This is a genomic window from Methylosinus sp. shoA (genome assembly GCF_059718125.1).
In genome coordinates this window covers 751,971-770,353 of record NZ_AP046091.1, presented here as the reverse complement: position 1 = coordinate 770,353, position 18,383 = coordinate 751,971, and the positions used below count along the sequence as shown (strand labels likewise).

General features: G+C 65.9%; 15 protein-coding genes. 9 read left to right on the top strand and 6 right to left on the bottom strand.

Translation table 11 applies throughout. The features are described 5' to 3' along the window. Window positions 1–107: 107 nt before the first annotated feature. Window positions 108–557 carry a nickel-responsive transcriptional regulator NikR gene (gene nikR, locus AC6IW9_RS03550; protein WP_497769183.1) on the bottom strand — a complete coding sequence of 150 codons (450 nt, stop codon included), beginning with the start codon at window positions 555–557 and terminating at the stop codon, window positions 108–110. A 338-nt stretch (window positions 558–895) separates the two neighbouring features. Here nikR and can point away from each other — a divergent pair, with 338 nt between their 5' ends. The 3 genes from can to AC6IW9_RS03535 all read left to right on the top strand — a co-directional run bounded on the left by can (window position 896) and on the right by AC6IW9_RS03535 (window position 4,518). Beyond that, window positions 896–1,540, top strand: coding sequence for a carbonate dehydratase (gene can, locus AC6IW9_RS03545; protein WP_497769182.1), 645 nt, complete (start codon window positions 896–898; stop codon window positions 1,538–1,540). A 43-nt stretch (window positions 1,541–1,583) separates the two neighbouring features. Then, the gene (locus tag AC6IW9_RS03540; protein WP_497769181.1) at window positions 1,584–3,257 is read left to right on the top strand and encodes a SulP family inorganic anion transporter; all 1,674 of its coding nucleotides are present in this window, start codon (window positions 1,584–1,586) and stop codon (window positions 3,255–3,257) included. A gap of 163 nt (window positions 3,258–3,420) precedes the next feature. Beyond that, a complete protein-coding gene (locus AC6IW9_RS03535; protein ID WP_497769180.1) occupies window positions 3,421–4,518 on the top strand; it encodes a HupE/UreJ family protein in 1,098 nt (365 codons plus the stop codon). Window positions 4,519–4,573: 55 nt separating this feature from the next. Here AC6IW9_RS03535 and AC6IW9_RS03530 read toward each other — a convergent pair whose 3' ends face one another. Then, window positions 4,574–4,756, bottom strand: coding sequence for a hypothetical protein (locus AC6IW9_RS03530; RefSeq protein WP_497769179.1), 183 nt, complete (start codon window positions 4,754–4,756; stop codon window positions 4,574–4,576). 142 nt (window positions 4,757–4,898) lie between these two features. Here AC6IW9_RS03530 and AC6IW9_RS03525 point away from each other — a divergent pair, with 142 nt between their 5' ends. The 3 genes from AC6IW9_RS03525 to AC6IW9_RS03515 all read left to right on the top strand — a co-directional run bounded on the left by AC6IW9_RS03525 (window position 4,899) and on the right by AC6IW9_RS03515 (window position 8,467). Beyond that, the gene (locus tag AC6IW9_RS03525; protein ID WP_497769178.1) at window positions 4,899–5,615 is read left to right on the top strand and encodes an RluA family pseudouridine synthase; all 717 of its coding nucleotides are present in this window, start codon (window positions 4,899–4,901) and stop codon (window positions 5,613–5,615) included. 147 nt (window positions 5,616–5,762) lie between these two features. Further along, on the top strand, window positions 5,763–7,181 hold the full coding sequence (locus AC6IW9_RS03520) for an MBOAT family O-acyltransferase (protein WP_497769177.1): 1,419 nt from the start codon (window positions 5,763–5,765) through the stop codon (window positions 7,179–7,181). 2 nt (window positions 7,182–7,183) lie between these two features. After that, window positions 7,184–8,467: an alginate O-acetyltransferase AlgX-related protein gene (locus tag AC6IW9_RS03515; RefSeq protein ID WP_497769176.1), complete on the top strand. Its 1,284-nt coding sequence runs from the start codon at window positions 7,184–7,186 to the stop codon at window positions 8,465–8,467. Here the strand turns inward: AC6IW9_RS03515 and AC6IW9_RS03510 are convergent. Beyond that, entirely contained in the window at window positions 8,416–9,249 is an 834-nt protein-coding gene (locus AC6IW9_RS03510) for an EcsC family protein (RefSeq protein WP_497769175.1), read from the bottom strand. The genes AC6IW9_RS03515 and AC6IW9_RS03510 overlap by 52 nt on opposite strands. A gap of 223 nt (window positions 9,250–9,472) precedes the next feature. Here AC6IW9_RS03510 and AC6IW9_RS03505 point away from each other — a divergent pair, with 223 nt between their 5' ends. Beyond that, entirely contained in the window at window positions 9,473–10,021 is a 549-nt protein-coding gene (locus AC6IW9_RS03505; RefSeq protein ID WP_497769174.1) for a DUF992 domain-containing protein, read from the top strand. 103 nt (window positions 10,022–10,124) lie between these two features. Here the strand turns inward: AC6IW9_RS03505 and AC6IW9_RS03500 are convergent, their stop codons facing one another. Genes AC6IW9_RS03500 through AC6IW9_RS03490 form a run of 3 tightly spaced genes read right to left on the bottom strand, consistent with a single transcriptional unit; the run spans window position 10,125 to window position 12,065 of the window. Continuing rightward, window positions 10,125–10,859, bottom strand: a complete 735-nt coding sequence (locus AC6IW9_RS03500) for an SDR family NAD(P)-dependent oxidoreductase (RefSeq protein ID WP_497769173.1) — start codon at window positions 10,857–10,859, stop codon at window positions 10,125–10,127. Next, window positions 10,856–11,410, bottom strand: coding sequence for a Uma2 family endonuclease (locus tag AC6IW9_RS03495; RefSeq protein ID WP_497769172.1), 555 nt, complete (start codon window positions 11,408–11,410; stop codon window positions 10,856–10,858). The genes AC6IW9_RS03500 and AC6IW9_RS03495 overlap by 4 nt, the downstream gene beginning before the upstream one ends. Window positions 11,411–11,453: 43 nt before the next feature. Beyond that, window positions 11,454–12,065 (bottom strand): DUF938 domain-containing protein, encoded by a 612-nt coding sequence (locus tag AC6IW9_RS03490; protein WP_497769171.1) that lies wholly within the window; start codon window positions 12,063–12,065, stop codon window positions 11,454–11,456. A gap of 251 nt (window positions 12,066–12,316) precedes the next feature. Here AC6IW9_RS03490 and fdhF point away from each other — a divergent pair, with 251 nt between their 5' ends. Both fdhF and secA read left to right on the top strand, forming a co-directional pair. Beyond that, window positions 12,317–15,190 carry a formate dehydrogenase subunit alpha gene (fdhF, locus tag AC6IW9_RS03485; protein WP_497769170.1) on the top strand — a complete coding sequence of 958 codons (2,874 nt, stop codon included), beginning with the start codon at window positions 12,317–12,319 and terminating at the stop codon, window positions 15,188–15,190. Between the two features lie 364 nt (window positions 15,191–15,554). Beyond that, a complete protein-coding gene (gene secA, locus AC6IW9_RS03480; protein WP_497769169.1) occupies window positions 15,555–18,371 on the top strand; it encodes a preprotein translocase subunit SecA in 2,817 nt (938 codons plus the stop codon). The last annotated feature ends 12 nt before the right edge of the window (window positions 18,372–18,383 follow it).

Sequence of the window (18,383 nt, the reverse complement as noted above, 5' to 3'; positions counted from 1 at the left end):
CGATCGTATGTTTTTTTTGTATTTTCATCATACGATCGGGCGTGGCGTCAACGACTGCGTAAGAAATAGCCGCAAGCGTTGCATATCGGCAACAGTCGGACAGCCGGTCAGGCGTGGCTGTGGCGAGGCTCTCCGCAAGGCGCCGAAAGCGTATGCGCCTCCGCCGGCGCGACGACGAGCTGGCCGTAGCGCACGCCGCGCACGCCGATCACATGCTGAGCGAAATGCTCGAGCTCCGACTTGCGTCCGCGCAGCAGCGAGACTTCGAGGCACGTCTCGGCGTCGACATGAACATGCAGCGTGGCGATGGAAATGTCCGCGTGGCTGTGATGGTCGCTGGTCAACCGCTTCGACAATTGCCGCGTGTCGTGGTCGTAGAGATAGACCAGCGCCCCGATGCAGGGGCGATCGCCGTCGTCGCTCTGGGGTCGTTCGAGCAGTCCGGCGCGCACGAGGTCACGCACGGCCTCCGAGCGATTTTGATGTCCGCCCGCCTCCATGTAGCGATCGAGGCTGGCCATGAGGTCGTCGTCGATGGTCAAGGTGACGCGTTGCACGGCCGCGCTCCATTCAAGTCATGCCTTTGTTCTAGCTGAGCGAGGGTGCGGCGGCAATTGCGCTTTTTCGCGGCGGGCGCGCGGGGGCGCCGGAAGCGCCTGGCCCCCTTCGAAAAACCAATCTTGGACTCTTGCAGTTAATCTAGGCCGTGACTAGTTTGATCTGGTCGAGCGCCGAAGCGGCGCCGGACGCGCCCTCACAAACGTCTGAACCTCGGGCGTTGCGCCGCGAGCGGCGAGAAGCAATCGGGTCGACGCGTGTCGCCGCATCGTCACGACCTCACCATATCTTGAACCGTCTCCCGCTGCGGCGCGGGAGCAACGAGAACGCGGGTCCGATGCAACCATATGAAAAGCTCCTGCTGGAAAACAAAGCGTGGGCGGAAGAAAAAAAGCTGAAGGAGCCGGATTATTTCGCACGGCTCGCCGCGGATCAGAAGCCCGAGTTTCTCTGGATCGGCTGCTCGGACAGCCGGGTGCCGGCCGACATCATCATCAACGCCGAGCCCGGCGTGATCTTCGCCCATCGCAACATCGCCAATCAGGTGATCGCGACCGACTTCAATTGCCTCAGCGTCATCCAATATGCCGTGCAGGTGCTCAAGGTCGGACACATCATCGTCTGCGGGCATTATAATTGCGGCGGCGTGCGCGCCGCCCTCGAGCGGCAGAAGCCCGAGCTCACTCTGGTCAACAAATGGCTGACGCATATCAAGGATGTCTATCGCCTGCACCGAGACGAGATCGAATCCCAGCCGACCGAGAAGAAGGCCGACCGGCTCACGGAGCTCAACGTCATCGAGCAGGTTCGAAACCTTTCCCACATGTCCATCATTCAGAATGCCTGGAAGCACGACCAGCGCCCCGTGCTGCATGGCTGGGTCTATGCGCTGAATGACGGCATTCTGCAGCAATTGATCGTATTGCCGCCCGGCAGCGAAGTCGACATCATCTATCAGCAGGACGGCGAGCCGCAGGCGTGACGCGCCTTACGTGAGCTGAACGATCTTTCGGGGAGAGACGCGCGTGCTGCAGAAACATTTCGGCTATTATCTTCGCTATCTCGACCATGACGTTCCCGCCGGCCTGGTCGTGTTCCTGGTCGCGGTTCCGCTCTGCCTGGGCATCGCACTGGCGTCCGGCGCGCCGCCCGTCGCGGGCATCATCTCCGGGATCGTCGGCGGCGTCGTCGTTTCGCTGCTCAGCGGCTCGCAGCTGGCCGTCTCCGGCCCGGCGGCGGGCCTGACGGTCATCGTGGCGACCGCGATCGAGAAACTCGGCGGGCTCGAGCCCTTTCTCGTCAGCGTGGTGCTGGCGGGCGCCCTGCAATTGGGCATGGGCTATCTGAGAGCGGGCGTCATCGGCGCCTATTTTCCCTCGGCGGTCATCAAGGGAATGCTGGCGGCCATCGGCCTCATTCTCATCATGAAGCAACTGCCGCACGCCATCGGCTACGACGCCGAGGCCGAGCGCGATCTCTCCTTCGTGGAGACGGACAGCAGCATGGCGCTGCAGACCATAACCGACGCGCTGGGCGCCATCTCGCCGGGCGCCGCCCTCGTCAGCCTGGGATCGCTCGTGATCATGCTCTTGTGGGAGTCGCCGATCGTCAAGCAGCGCAAGTTCCTGGCGCTGCTGCCCGGTCCGCTGGTGGCCGTGACCTTCGGCGTCGTCTACAACATCATCGCCGCAAAGCTGGTCCCGGCGCTGTCGATCGCCTCGCAGCATCTCGTCAATCTGCCGTCCATCTTCGGTCCGATCGAATTCGGGAGGAAGCTCACATTTCCCGATTTCAGCGCCCTCGCCAATCCTTCGGTCTATGTGACGGCCGCCACTCTGGCGCTCATCGCGAGCCTCGAGACGCTCCTCAGCCTCGAGGCGATCGACAAGCTCGATCCGCTGAAGCGCACGGCCTCGACCGACCAGGAGCTGAAAGCCCAGGGCGTCGGCAATATCGTCAGCGGAATGCTGGGCGGCCTGCCGATCACAGCGGTGATCGTCCGCGCCTCCGCCAGCATCAACGCCGGCGCGCATACGAAGGTCGCGAGCTTCGTGCACGGCGTGCTGCTCCTGCTCAGCGCCATGTTTCTATCGGTCGTGTTGAACATGATCCCGCTCGCCTGTCTCGCGTCCATCCTGCTGCTGACCGGCTACAAGCTTGCCAAGCCCAAGGTGTTCAAGGAGGTCTATCTGAAAGGCTTCAACCAGTTCGGGCCTTTCGTCGTCACCGTGGTCGCCATTCTCGCCACCGATCTGCTTCTGGGCATGGCGATCGGCATGGCCGTCGGCCTCTTCTTCGTGCTGCGCGCCAATTATCACGCGGCCATCACGCTCACGCGGGACGGCAATAATTATCTGTTGCGCCTGCAGAAGGACGTGTCCTTCCTCAACAAGGCCCTGCTGCGCGAATATCTCGAGCGCGTCGAGGAGAACGGCTATCTGATCGTCGACGGAGCCAAGGCCTCCTTCATCGATCAGGACATCCTCGAGACCTTGCAGGACTTCATCAAGGCCGCGGCGGATTCCGGAATCACCGTCGAGCTGAAGAATGTGCGCGGCCTCTCGAACAATGGCGCGGTGACGCTTGCAGCGCAGAACCGTGACGGCTCGCATGCCGATCCGTCGTCGCCCGGGCCGCAGGCGACCCACCGTCCGCCGCCGCCGCAAAGCTCCAGCGAGACCTTTTCCTTGTCGCATTGAGACAGAGCCGAGCCGGCTGTTCCGGGCGGGCGAGAGCGATCTCGCCCGCCCGAGCCTTTTGCGGGCCTCCCGAGGACGCGATCTTGTCCATTTTCGCGTCATCGGTCTATTGTGCGCCCCGCCTCGTCCCGAGGCGCCGCAGGCTCGTGCAAAAGGACCGCCGATGAAGAGGCTGCCGATCGTCGTCGCATGGATCTTGATGTCGGTGTCGCCGGCCTTCGCCCATACGGCGGATATTTCGACGGGCAAGATCATTCCCGAGAAGGATCGGGCCTATCGAGTCGACGTCGGCTTCCTGGCGACCGACCTCGAGCGCATCTTTTCCGAGACCATGTCGGAGCGGTCCGGCGCCGAATTGTCGCAGCCGGGCGTGCTGGAGACGGAGATCGGCCGGCTGATCCAGCGCCGGGTCTTCATGCGCGACGCCGAGGGCCACGATTGCGCCAGCCGCGTCGATTTTGCCGGCGAGGACCCGACCAACGCCGACAGCGCGCTCGTCACCTTGCGCTTCGATTGTTCCGACGCGCCCGGAACCCTCTTCTATGACGCGACCAAGCTGCTCGCCGCGCAAGGCGCGAGGGGCAAGCATCTCGTCACGCTCGGCGAGGGCGAGAACGCCGGCCAGACCATGCTCTACCCCGCCGATCCGCCGCTCGATCTCTCCAAGCCCCTGGAGACGATCTGGCAGCTGATGGGAAAATTCCTGATGGCCGGCGTCGAGCACATCCTCACCGGCTATGATCATCTGTGCTTCCTGATCGCCATCCTGCTCTGGGCGACGCGCGTCTGGCCGGTGGTGAAGATCGTGACGGCCTTCACCGTCTCGCATTCGGTGACCTTGTCGCTCGCGACGCTCGACATCGTCACCCTGCCCTCGCAATGGGTGGAATCGGCGATCGCCGCGTCGATCATCTATGTCGCGGTCGAGAATTTCTTCTCGCGGCGCGTCGACGGCCGCTGGCGCGACACCTTCCTGTTCGGCTTCATCCACGGCTTCGGCTTCGCCAGCAGCCTGAAAGAGCTCGGCGTGCCGCAGCATGCGATCGTCCCGGCGCTCGCCTCTTTCAACATCGGCGTCGAGCTCGGGCAGGTGGCCATCGTGCTCGTGCTCGTGCCGGCGCTGCTCGCGATCGACAAGCAGACCGGCGGCAAACGCGACAAGCGGCTCGTCTACGCCGCCTCGACGGTCATCGCGCTCTTCGGAGCCTATTGGCTGCTGGAGCGCGTCGGCGTTCTCGCAATGGTCGGCCTCGGCGACTGAGCCTTCGCTCGAGGAGCGAGGTCGACGCGTCGGCCCCGCTCCGCGGGCGCGTCATTCATTTGCTCGGGATGAAGGAGCCGAGGATTCCGCCGAGCAGCGCGCCTATGACGACCGCGCCGATCGCCGAAGGAAACCCGACGACGGCGGCGCCCGTGAGAGCGCCGAGCACAGCGCCCACGCCGCCGAATATATAGGCATTCGTCGACATCATGCGGTCGACTTGGTCTTCGTCCGCCATGGTTGCTCTCCTTGTTCGTTCTTCGACGGGCCGCGTGAAGCCCGACACCCGACTCTAGCTAGCGCGCCGGCTGCGGCGGCAAGGGCCGCAGATCGTCCAAGGGGAAGAAATCACTTCACTCTTCGCGTAAGATCGGCCCGCCATGACGCCCGAAGACATGCTTTCGCGCCTCCTCTACCGCGACGGGCTGATGCTCGTCGTCGACAAGCCGGCCGGCCTGCCCGTGCATCGCGGCCCCAAGGGCGGCGACAATCTCGAGGAGCTTTTCAACGCGTTGCGCTTCGGCCTGCCGCGCCCGCCGGCGCTCGCCCATCGGCTCGACCGCGACACCTCCGGCTGCCTCGTGCTCGGGCGTCACCGCAAAGCGCTGGAGCGCCTCGGCAAATTGTTCCGGGACGGGCGCATCGAGAAAACCTATTGGGCGGTGGTCGAAGGCGCGCCGCAAACGGAAGAGGGCGAGATCGACATGGCCCTCGGCCGCATCGATTCGACCCGCGGCTGGTGGATGCGGCCCGATCCTCTGGGCCTTCCCGCGAAAACCCACTGGCGGGCGCTGGCCCGCGGCCATGACGCGGAGGGTCGCGAGATCGCCTTTCTCGAGCTGAAGCCGCGCACCGGCCGCACGCATCAGTTACGCGTCCATTGCCAGGCGATGGGCTGGCCGATCCTCGGCGATCCGGTCTATGGCCATGGCAGGCGCGAGGGCGCGCCGCCGCTGCATCTGCACGCGCGCGCCGTCGTCGTGCCGATGCGAGACGGCCATGAGAGCGTCGCCGTCGCCGCGCCGATCCCGCCCCATATGCGCGGGACGCTGGACGCGCTCGGCTGCGCGGACGTCGTCGTCGACGAGCGAGCCTGAATGCCCGCATCTCCGGCGCGCCCTTAGGGGCCTTCCCCAACTACCTCCCCTCTCCAACGGACCGTAGAAACAAAGGGGAATATTCGTCCGGCCGGAGCCGAGGACGTCCCCGAATCTTGATGCTCTCTTTTTTCGAGCGACGCGCGGATGCTGTTTTACGAACCGCTGTTCCTGTTCCTGTTCGCGCCTTTCGTCTATTGCCTCTATCTGCTGCTCGGGTCCCGGCGCGGCGGACGGCTCGCCGTGCTGCTCGTCGGCAGCGTCCTCTTCTATGCATGGAGCGAGCCGCTCTTCGTCTTCGTCGTCTTCGTAACCGTCCTCGCCGATTTCTTCATCGCGCGGCGCATCGCCTGCACGGACGGACACGAGGCCCGGCTGTGGCTCGCGCTCGGCGTCGCCTGCAATCTCGGCGTGCTCGTCTATTTCAAATATGCGGGCTTCCTCGTCGCCAACCTCGACGCGCTGGCGCAGGCTTTCGGCGCGCCGGGCCTCGCTCTGCCCGCGATCGCTCTGCCGATCGGCGTTTCCTTCATCGTCTTCGAGAAAATCACTTTTCTCGTCGACGTCGGCCGCGGCGTCACGGCGCCGGCGAAGAGCCTCTCGCTCTATGCCTTCTATGTGTTCTTCTTTCCGAAGCTGCTGGCGGGACCGATCGTCAAATATCACGAGATCGCCGGACAGCTCGACCGCTTCCGCCACGCCGACGGCGAGGATTTCGTCGAGGGCTTCTCGCGCTTCATGCTGGGCGTCGCGCAGAAGCTGCTCCTCGCCGACACGCTCGCCAATGGCGCCGATCTGGTCTTCTCGGCCGACGCCGCGCGCCTCGGCTGCGCCGACGCCTGGCTCGGCGTGCTCTTCTTCACGTTCCAAATCTACTTCGATTTCTCCGGCTATTCGAGCATGGCGATCGGCCTCGCCCGCATGTTCGGCTTTCGCTTGCCTGAGAATTTCGACAGGCCCTATGTGGCGGCGAGCGTCACCGAATTCTGGCGCCGCTGGCATATTTCGCTCACCACCTGGATCAAGGACTATCTCTATGTTCCGCTCGGCGGCAATCGCCGCGGCGAGCGGCGCACACAGATCAATCTCTGGATCTGCTTCCTCGCCTCGGGCCTCTGGCACGGCGCCGCCTGGACCTATATCGCCTGGGGCGCCTACAACGGATTCTTCCTCGCGCTCGAGCGCATGGTCCTCCTCGAGTGGCTGAAGCGCCGGCCGGCGTGGCTCGCCAATCTGCTCACTTTTCTCGTCGTGATGATCGGCTGGAGCTTGTTCCGCGCGACATCTCTCGGCCAGACCGGGCTTCTCCTTTCGGCGATGGCGCGGCCCTTCGCGTCGGGAGAGCCGATCGCCTTCCCCTCCTATGACATTCTCGCTCTGCTGATCGCCGCCGCGATCTGCCTCGCACAGCGCCTCGGCCTTTCGCTCGGTGAGCGTGCGTCCTGGCCGGCGCTCGCGCGGCGCCACGCTCTCACGGCGAACAGCGCGCTCGCGCTGCTCTTCGCCTGCGCCATCGGCAAAGGACTCGCCGATCCATTCAAGCCCTTCATTTATTTCCGCTTCTGACCATGCGCCAGCGCTTCGCCCGCCTGCCGATCTTCGCCGCCGCCGGCGCGATCTTCTTCTATTTTCTCACGGTGCTGTGGAACGCCGCCGTCGAGCGAGACCATCCCAAATGGCGCCTGCGCAGCGCCCGGCCGCTCCCCGGCGCCGCCGCGCCGCCGCCGCTCGATTTCTCGACGCAAGGCTTCCTGTCCGGCGCGCTGCAGCGGTCTTTCTCGACCGCGCTCGGCCGTTCGCTGTGGGTGTTTCCCTTCTCGGTGCGGGCGAAGAATCAGTTCCTCTTCTCGCTGTTCGGCGTCTCCGGCGCATCGAACATCGTGCGCGGCAGAGACGGACAATTGTTCGAGCGCTTCTATATCGAGGAATTCTGCAGCCGCGGCGGCGCGCCCGATCCGAGCGTGATCGATCGATGGGCGGATCGCGTCGCCAGCAATCGCGATGCGCTGCGCGCCATGGGCAAGGGGTTCGCCTATGTGATCTCGCCCTCCAAGGCGTCGTACTATCCGCGATATTTCCCCGCGGATACGCGCTGTCCGGCGCTGACGGCGCATGCGACCGACAAGCTCTCGCCCTTCCGCGCCGCGCTCTCCGCGCGGCGTCTTCCGTATGTCGACTCCCTCACCCTGCTGGAGGCGCGCGGGGCGGACTATCCTCTCGGCTTCTTTCCGCGCGGCGGCACACATTGGAATCTGCTCGGCGCCGCTCTCGCGACGCGCGAGGCGACCCGCCTCATGGCCGAGGACGGAGCGAAAGCCCCGCTCGGCCTCTATGATTTCGACTGGAGCCTTTCGCACGAGGCGAAGGGCACGGACAAAGATCTGCTCGAACTGCTCAATCTGCTGTGGCCTGATGCGCATTATCCGGTGGCGAAGCTCGCGGCCAAGGCGTCGGGGCCGTGCGCGCGCACGCCGCGCCTCACCGCGCTCGGCGGCAGCTTCGTGCGCGAGATCATCGTCGCGCTCGCCTATGCGCCCTGTCCGCCGGAGGTCGATTTTTGGTTCTCGATGCGCCTCGAGAGCGACCGTATGGGCCTCGTCCGCTTCCGCACCCGGCCCGGCGAGACCGGCAATGGCGAGAGGATCGACGCAAATCCCGCCGAGCTGCGCGAGAGCGTGGCGGCGGCCGACGCGGTCCTGCTCGAGGAGAACGAAGCGCAGATCGGCGCGCTGAGCCAGGTCGACAATCTCTGGCGGGCGCTGCATCCGGGCGCCGATGCGGTCGCGAGCGACGAGCGGCTTCAGCCCTCGGCGGCCGCCGTGCGCCCGGCCATGCGCGCATATTCGCCGTAGACGATCTCGCGGCCGTAGACGCGCTCGAGCCGGCGAACCGTGAAATGCCCCTGCGCCAGCCGCTGGAAATGGCGGATGAAGGCGAGATTGATCGCCGCGCCGCCCAGCGCGCCGATCAGCGGGACGGCCTGCGCCGCCGCCTTCTGCGACACGACGACGCCGAACCGCGCGGAGACGAGCGCCAGGAAGCGGGCGAGGATCGGCGCAGTAGCGTCGGAGGCGGTCCGGCCAGTCATGAAGCGGGCCGCGTCGGTCACCGACTTGGCCAGCAGACCACGCAAAGCGAGATAGCCGCCCTCGAGCAGATTGCCTTCCTCCGCATGGCCGCCGAGCGCGAACACCTGCAGGCAGGCGACCAGCGCCTCCGGATCGGAGAGGTCTTCGCCCTCGAGCCGGGCGATATCGGCGATGGAGCGCAGCATGATCGTGGTCGAGACGGGCAGCTCCACGGGCAGGCTGGCGATGCCGATCGCGCCGCCCACCGCCCCGCTCGCCGCCGCGAGCCGCTGGTGGAGACGTCCCCCGTCGCGCTGCGGCCTCGCGGCGAGGCTGGAGACGGCGACATGCAGCGCCGTCTCGAGGCCGCGGCGGGCGGCGGCGGCGGCGAAGGCCTGGGCGTCGGGTGGAAGAGCGCGGCCGGCGAAGCCGAGCCGGCGTCCGGTCGCCGTCGCGAGGCGCTCGACGAAGCTCGTCCGCTCCAAAATATCCACGGCGGACTGCAGCGCGGCGCGATCCGCCTCGCTCATCTCGAGCAAGACCAATTGCGGAAGCCCCTGCGTCACCTGCGTCTCCTCCCGTGCCGACGGATCCGCGTTTGAGATCGGATGGCCGCGCCGCGGACGCAAGGGCCGGCGGCCGGCGCGCGTGCGGACGCCCTTCCAACCGTCGTGATTGATTGCTATCTCACGGTCGAGGACAAGGCGCATCTCGAGCCGCGGCGCGGCGTCGGCCGCCGCCCGCCCGTCATGCGGGGATGGGCCTCGAACCTATGGGGAGGGAGTAATCATGAGTGGATCGATCAAAAATCTGACGCGTCTCGCCGCGCCGGCGGGCCTCGCGGCCCTTCTGGCGGCGCTCGCGCCGACGTCGGCCTCGGCCGAGGCCTATGCCGGCTCGCTCGAATGCTCCTATGCGGGCTCCGAGGGCGGTCTCGCCGTCGAGAGCTTGAAACTCGACTGCTATTACGAGGACGAGAACGACGCCCCGGCCGAGCATTATGTCGGCGAGCTGACCAATGTCGGCGCGGTGATCGGCGTGACCGGTCCGGGCGATCTCGCCTGGGGCGTGCTGATCGAGAGCGGCAAGATCGGACAAGGCGCGCTCGCAGGCGAATATGTCGGCGTGCACGGCGCTTTCGCCCTGGGCGGCGGCGTCGGCGCAACGGTGCTGGTGGGCGGCTCGCACGACTCCGTGTCGCTGCAGCCGATCGTGGTCCAGGGCGGCACGGGGCTCAACATCTCGGCCGGCATCGCCCATCTGACGCTGACCTATGCGCCGGAGCCCGAGCCGCGCCATTACCGCAAGCGCCATCGGCGTCTCATCACGAAGCCGTAACGCCCCTCATCGTCTCGAGGCTTTTTGCCGAAGGCAAAAAGCCTCCACGGGGTCCGTAGGATGAAGATGCGCCCGTGGGCCTCCGTTTCCCTGGACAAGAGGCTCACGCCTCGAATTCGACGATTCTGTCGGTCGGAAAGTCATAGAGCTTGCCGGTCTCGGCCCAGCCGGGCCGGCACAGCGCCGCGAGCTTCGGCGCGAATTGCTCCGGCGTGCGCAAGGTCTCCGGATCCTCGCCGGGCATTGCGGCGGCCCGCATCGCCGTGCGCAGAGGGCCGGGATTGGCGAGCATCACCTTTACGTTCGAAGTGTTGGCGGTCTCGGCGGCATAAGTGCGCGCGAGAGCGTTCAGCGCCGCCTTGGAGACGGCGTAGGGGCCCCAATAGGGCCTGATGCGGCGCGCGGCGCCCGAGGTGACGAATACGCAGCGGCCGGCGTCCGAGGCGCGCAGCGGCAGATCGAGCGAGCGGATCAGCCGCCAATTGGCCGAGAGATTCACATCGATCACTGCCTGCCATTGCGGCGGATCGACATGGGCGAGCGGCGTCACCGGCCCGAGCAGGCCGGCGTTGCCGACGAGAATGTCGAGCCGGCCCCAGCGCTCGTGCAGGCTCGCGCCGAGCCGGTCGATGGCCGCGAAATCGCGCAGATCGGCCGGGACGAGTGTCGCCTGACCGCCGAGCGCGCGAATCTCGTCGTCGAGAAATTCGAGCGCGCCCTGGCTGCGCGCGAGCGCGACGACATGCGCGCCCTCGCGCGCGAGCTCCAGCGCCACGGCGCGGCCGACGCCGCGCGACGCGCCGGTGACGAGGGCGATGCGGCCGGAGAGCGAAGTCATGCGAAAATATCCGTGAGCGCGAGATCGAGGCCGGGCGGGTCGAGACGGATCACGCCTTCGGTCACGATGCGCAGCAGGATCGGCTCGTCGGCGTTCTGTCGGCGATAATGCAGGACCGTGCGGCGATCGAGGTCGACGACGAGATAATGCGCGAGGCTTTCGAGCCGGAAATAGCCGGCGAGCTTCACGCTCTTGTCGATATGCCGAGAGGACGGCGAGAGGACCTCGACGATGATGACGGGCGCCGGCGCCAGCATGGCGTCCGGCGCGAGGGGCTCTCCGCAATTCACCAGAACGTCGGGCTCATAGACGGTCTGGGAGTCGACGGCCACGCCCAGGCCGTCGACATAGGACTTGCAGGGCGCGCCGGCTTCCTTGATCGCTCCGGCCAAAGCCTGCCAAATCGACGCCTTGGCGTCGACATGCGCGGCGCGCTTCGGCGCCATGGCGACGATCTCGCCGGCGACGAGTTCGTAGCGGCCCTGTTCCTGGCGGTCGGACCAGGCGAGGAAGTCGGGAATCGAAATTCGTGCGGCGGCCGGGACGCTCATGGGCGTCTATAGTAGCACGCGAGCGCGCCCCGGCGCGAGCCGTTCACGCCCGCGAGCGAAACACCAGAGCGAGGTTATTGGCCGGCATCTCGACGATCCGCGGGGCCGAAAATCCGTTCTTCGCCGCGCAGGCCGCGACCGCCTCGAGATCGCGCACGCCCCAGGCCGGATTCATCGCGCGCAGGCTCGCATCGAACTCGACATTGCTCGGCGCCGACAGCGCGCCGCTCCGCCTATAGGGGCCGTAGGTGACGAGCGGCGCGCTGTCGGGCAGGATCGTCGCCGCCGTCGCGAACAGGCTCTCGGTCGCCTCCCAGGGAGATATATGAATCATATTGATGCAGACGAGCGCCTCGGCGCGCTCGATCGGCCAGGACCGGCGCACGTCGAGCTCGAGCGGCGGGCGGATATTGCCGAGCCCGGCCGCGGCGATCCAGGCGGCGACGCTCATTCGCGCCCGCGCGTCGGGATCGGACGGCTGGAAGGTCAGCGCCGGAAGATGCGCCGCAAAATGCGTGACATGCTCGCCCGTGCCGCTGGCGATCTCGAGCACGAGGCCTTCGGCCGGCAGCGCCTCGCGCAGCACGTCGAGGATCGGGCCGCGATTGCGCTGCGCGGCGGGCGCATGGAGTCGGTCGTCGGCGGCGTCTGACATGGGCGGCTCGGCGTGTTCGGCCGGCGGCGCGCCGGCGCGTCCCGGGCAAGCAAGAGCGAGGCCGCCGCGCGCCAGCGCTATGTAAACACACGACATCAAAGACACATAGTTATTTTATATCAATGCAGTAATCGCATATGAGCGTCCGTGATAGAAAATTCTGATCGAGATACCGGACTCGATTATTGATTAGCGCTATGCAATCGATATTCATATCGGAGCCTGCCATTCCCCGCCGAGGCGACGACGTCATGACGCTCATCAAGGAAATCGATTACGGCACTCCCGCCTCCGGATCGGAGAAGATCGTCACTTTCACCATCGACGGGAAGGAGGTCACGGCGCCCGAGGGGACGTCGATCATGCGTGCGGCGACGGCGGCGGGAATCGATATCCCGAAGCTCTGCGCCACCGATAGTCTGAAGGCCTTCGGCTCCTGCCGGCTCTGCGTGATCGAGATCGAGGGACGCTATGGCACGCCGGCCTCCTGCACGACGCCGGTCGCGCAGGGGATGGCGGTGAAGACGCTGACGCCGCGCCTCGACAAGATCCGCCGCGGCATCATGGAGCTCTACATCTCCGACCATCCGCTCGACTGCCTGACCTGCGCCGCCAATGGCGATTGCGAGCTGCAGTCGATGGCGGGCGCCGTCTCGCTGCGCGAGGTGCGCTACGAGCAGGGCGCCAATCACGTCTTCGCGCGCAACAAGGGGCGCATCAATCCCGAGTGGCGGCCGAAGGACGAGTCGAACCCTTACTTCACCTATGATCCGTCGAAATGCATCGTCTGCAACCGTTGCGTGCGCGCCTGCGCGGAGACGCAGGGGACCTTCGCACTGACGATCGACGGCCGCGGCTTCGACAGCCGCGTGTCGCCGGGCATGAACGAAGCCTATTTCGAATCCGAATGCGTGTCCTGCGGCGCCTGCGTGCAGGCCTGCCCCACCGCCACCCTCATCGAGAAATCGGTGATCTCGAACGGCCAGCCGGAGCATTCGGCGGTGACCACTTGCGCCTATTGCGGCGTCGGCTGCGCCTTCAAGGCCGAGATGCGCGGCGAAGAGATCATCCGCATGGTCCCGTGGAAGGACGGCAAGGCCAATCACGGCCACAGCTGCATCAAGGGCCGCTTCGCCTATGGCTATGCGCTGCACCGCGACCGCGTCACGAGCCCTATGATCCGAGAGAAGATCACCGACCCCTGGCGCGAAGTGTCCTGGGAGGAGGCGATCGCCTACGCCGCATCCGAGTTCAAGCGCATCCAGGCCGAATATGGCCGGCTCGCGGTCGGCGGCATCACCTCCTCGCGCTGCACGAGCGAAGAGACTTTTCTCGTGCAGAAGCTCATCCGCAGCGGCTTCGGCAACAATAATGTCGACACTTGCGCCCGCGTCTGCCACTCGCCGACCGGCTATGGGCTGAGCCAGGCGTTCGGCACCTCGGCCGGCACGCAGGATTTCGACTCGGTCGCCGAGGCCGACGTCGTGCTGATCATCGGCTGCAATCCGACCGACGCGCATCCGGTCGTCGGCTCGCAGATCAAGAAGCGCCTCCGCGAAGGGGCGAAGCTCATCGTCGTCGACCCGCGGCGCACCGAGCTCGTGCGCTCGCCGCATATCGAAGCCGCTTTCCATCTGCCGCTGCGGCCGGGCACCAATGTCGCCATCGTCACCGCGCTCGCGCATGTGATCGTGACGGAGGGGCTGACGAACGAAGCCTTCGTTCGCGCGCGCTGCGACTGGGATGAATATCTCGATTGGGCCGTCTTCGTCGCAGAGGAGCGCAACAGCCCCGAGGCGGTGGAGAAATTCACCGGCGTTCCCGCTCATCTCGTGCGCGGCGCGGCGCGGCTCTATGCCACCGGCGGCAATGCGACGATCTATTACGGCCTCGGCGTCACCGAGCACAGCCAGGGCTCGACGACCGTGATGGCGATCGCCAATCTCGCCATGGCGACCGGCAATCTCGGCCGCCGCGGCGTCGGCGTGAATCCCCTGCGCGGGCAGAACAATGTGCAGGGCTCCTGCGACATGGGCTCCTTCCCGCACGAATTCCCCGGCTATCGCCATGTCTCCGACGACAATGTGCGCGAGCTGTTCGAGGAGGCCTGGGGCGTTCCGCTCGATGGCGAGCCCGGCCTGCGCATCCCCAACATGTTCGACGCCGCCGTCGACGGCGTGTTCAAGGGCCTCTATGTGCAGGGCGAGGACATTCTGCAGTCCGACCCGGACATCAAGCATGTCTCCGCAGGCCTCGGGGCGCTGGAATGCCTCGTCGTGCAGGATCTCTTCCTCAACGAGACCGCCAATTACGCGCATGTGCTCCTGCCGGGCGCGAGCTTTCTCGAGAAGGACGGCGTGTTCATCAACGCCGAGCGGCGCATCCAGCGCGTCCGCCGCGTGATGAGCCCGAAGGCGGGCTACGCCGATTGGGAGGTGACGCAGCTCTTCGCCAATGCACTCGGCTGCAATTGGACCTATACGCATCCGAGCCAGATCATGGACGAGATCGCGCGGCTGACGCCGACTTTCAGGGGCGTCTCCTATGAGAAGCTCGACAAGGACGGCTCCGTGCAATGGCCGTGCAACGACGCCTCGCCGGAAGGCATGCCGATCATGCATATCGACGGCTTCGCGCGCGGCAAGGGCAAGTTCGTCATCACCGAATATGTGCCGACCGAGGAGCGTACGGGCTCGCGTTTCCCGCTGCTGCTGACGACGGGCCGAATTCTCTCGCAATATAATGTCGGCGCGCAGACGCGGCGCACCGAGAACAGCCAGTGGCATCCAGAGGACGTGCTGGAGATTCATCCGCACGACGCCGAGCTGCGCGGCGTGCGCGACGGCGACTGGGTGCGCGTGCAGAGCCGCGCCGGCGAGACGACGCTGCACGCGAAGATCACCGATCGCGTCGCGCCCGGCGTCGTCTACACGACCTTCCACCACCCGCTCTGCCAGACCAATGTCGTGACGACGGATAATTCCGACTGGGCGACCAATTGCCCGGAATACAAGGTCACGGCCGTTCAGATCTCGCCCTCCAACGGGCCGACCGAATGGCAGGAGCGCTATCGCGGCCTCTCGGAGATGAGCCGCCGAATCGCGCCGGTCGAGGCGGCGGAATAGCCTTTCCTCGCGCAGCTCGACCGTCGCCGCCACGCCCCCGACGGCGACGGTCCGATGAGCCGCCGTTCGGCGGAGCGGTCGCGGAGCTTCGGCGTACAGGCCGGCAGGCTGGACGACCGACCGGGCGCACGCCTGCCGCAAGTTTCAGGAATACCATGGCTTTCGCCTGCCGGCCGCATTTCGTTGACAAGGGCTCGACCGGCTCTTATCTCTCGCGCGTCGTCGCAGAGCCGGCCCTAAGGACGCGGCCGTGCGTTCGCGCTTCGCCGCCTTTCGAAAAGAGATTTCCAAATCGAAAGGAACCTGTGCGAAAAGGCGGCCTGTCCCGGCCTCCGCCGGAGGCTCATCCTGGAAGGGTTCCCGTATGCTCGGCGCCATCGCCAAGAAGATTTTCGGCTCGGCCAACGACCGGCGTCTCAAGACCTATGCGCCGAAGGTCATGGCGATCAACGCCTTGGAGGCGGAGCTCGCCGCCCTTTCCGATGACGCGCTGCGCGATCGCACGCAGGAATTCCGCGAACAGCTCGAGAACGGCCGCGCGCTCGACGATCTGCTCGTCCCCGCCTTCGCCACCGTGCGCGAGGCGGCCAAGCGCGTGCTCGGCCAGCGGCACTTCGACGTGCAGCTGATCGGCGGCATGGTGCTGCACGAGGGCGCGATCGCCGAGATGCGCACCGGCGAGGGCAAGACGCTGGTCGCGACGCTCGCCGTCTATCTCAATGCGCTCACGGGACGCGGCGTGCATGTCGTCACCGTCAACGATTATCTCGCTCGCCGCGACGCCGAATGGATGGGCCGCGTCTATCGCTTTCTCGGCCTGAGCGTCGGCGTCATCGTCCACGATATTTCGGACGAGGAGCGCGCCGCGGCCTACGCCTCCGACATCACCTATGGCACCAACAACGAGTTCGGCTTCGACTATCTGCGCGACAATATGAAATATGAGCTGGCGCAGATGGTGCAGCGCCCGCATGTCTACGCGATCGTCGACGAGGTCGACTCGATCCTGGTGGACGAAGCGCGCACGCCGCTCATCATCTCCGGCCATTCGGACGACAAGTCGGATCTCTACAACGCCATCGACAAGCTCATTCCGAAGCTCGACAAGGAAGATTACGAGCTCGACGAGAAGCAGCGCACCGTCAATCTGACCGAGGCCGGCAACGAGCATATGGAGGAGCTGCTGGCCGACGCCGGCGTGCTGGTCGAAGGCGCGCTCTACGAGGCGCAGAACGTCACGCTCGTTCACCACGTCAATCAGGCGCTGCGCGCGCACAAGCTGTTCCAGCGCGACAAGGACTACATCGTCCGCAAGGGCGAGGTGGTCATCATCGACGAGTTCACCGGCCGCATGATGCCGGGCCGGCGCTATTCGGAAGGGCTGCATCAGGCGCTCGAGGCCAAGGAGCGCGTGACCGTCCAGCCGGAGAACGTCACCCTCGCGTCGATCACCTTCCAGAATTATTTCCGCCTCTACGAGAAGCTCGCCGGCATGACCGGCACGGCCTCGACCGAGGCCGACGAGTTCGCCGAGATCTACCGTCTCGACGTCGTCGAGATCCCGACCAACCGCCCGGTGCAGCGCATCGACGAGGACGACGAGGTCTATCGCACCGGCAAGGAGAAGCTGAACGCCATCGCCGCCGAGATCGAGGAGGCGAGCGCCAAGATGCAGCCGCTCTTGGTCGGCACGACGTCGATCGAGAAGTCCGAGCAGCTCGCCGAATTCCTCGCCTCCAAAGGCTATAAGCAGATCGACTTCTCCGATCCGACAAAAGCGCTCGCCAAGCTCTACGAGGCGGCGCATTCCGGCAAGCCGTCGCGACTGTTCGCCGTTCTGAATGCGCGCTTCCACGAGCAGGAAGCCTATATCGTCGCCGAGGCCGGCGTTCCGGGCGCGATCACCATCGCCACCAATATGGCCGGCCGCGGCACCGACATTCAGCTCGGCGGCAATGTCGAGATGCGCGTCGCGCAGGAATGCGCAGGGCTCGACGGCGCGGCGCGCGAGACGAAGGAAGCCGAAATCCGCGCCGAGGTCGCCGAGTTCAAGGAGAAGGCGATCGCCGCCGGCGGCCTCTTCATCATCGGAACGGAGCGCCACGAGAGCCGGCGCATCGACAATCAGCTGCGCGGCCGCTCGGGCCGCCAGGGCGATCCGGGCCGCTCGAAATTCTTCCTGTCGCTGCAGGACGATCTCATGCGCATCTTCGGCTCGGAACGCATGGACACGATGCTCGTCAAGCTCGGCCTGCAGGAGGGCGAGGCGATCGTCCATCCCTGGATCAACAAGGCGCTCGAGAAGGCGCAGCACAAGGTCGAGGCGCGCAACTTCGACATCCGCAAGAACATTCTGAAGTTCGACAATGTGATGAACGACCAGCGCAAGGTGATCTTCGAGCGCCGTCGCGAGATCATGGCGGAGGAGAGCGTCGAGGAGACGGTGAACGAGATGCGCGAGGATGTGGTCGCCGAGCTCGTCTCCCGCCACATTCCGCACGACGCCTATGCCGAGGCGTGGGAGATCGATGAGCTCGCCGACGAGGTGCGCGCCAAGCTCAATCTCGATCTGCCGATCGAGGAGTGGGCGAAGGAAGAAGGCATCGCCGACGAGGAGATCAAGGAGCGCCTGCTGACGGCGGCCAACGAGTCCTACGCCGCGCGCGTCGAGCGCAACACGGCGCAGCTCTCGCGCATGATCGAGAAGCAGGTGGTGCTGCAGGCGCTCGATCAGCTCTGGCGCGATCATCTCGTCGTGCTCGACCATCTGCGCCAAGTGATCGGCTGGCGCGGCATGGCGCAGCGCGATCCGCTCAACGAATACAAGTCCGAGGCGCTGGAGCTGTTCCGCAGCCTGATGACGCATTGGGACGAGACGGTCACGTCTCAGCTGATGCGCGTCGAGGTCTCTTTCGAAGCGCCTCCGGCGCCGGCCGAGCTGCCGCCGATGGAATATGTGCATCCGGACCCGAACGCCGCGGGCGGCGAGCAGGCGGCTCTCGCCGAACTCAACGCCCGTCTCGCCGCCGCCGATTTTTCGCCGCAGGCGATAGGCGCCGCGGCCGAGGCGACCGCGCGCGATCCTGAAAATCCCGCGACCTGGGGCAAGGTCGGCCGCAACGAGCCGTGCCCTTGCGGATCGGGCAAGAAGTTCAAGCACTGCCACGGCGCATTGGTGTGACGGTCGCCGTTA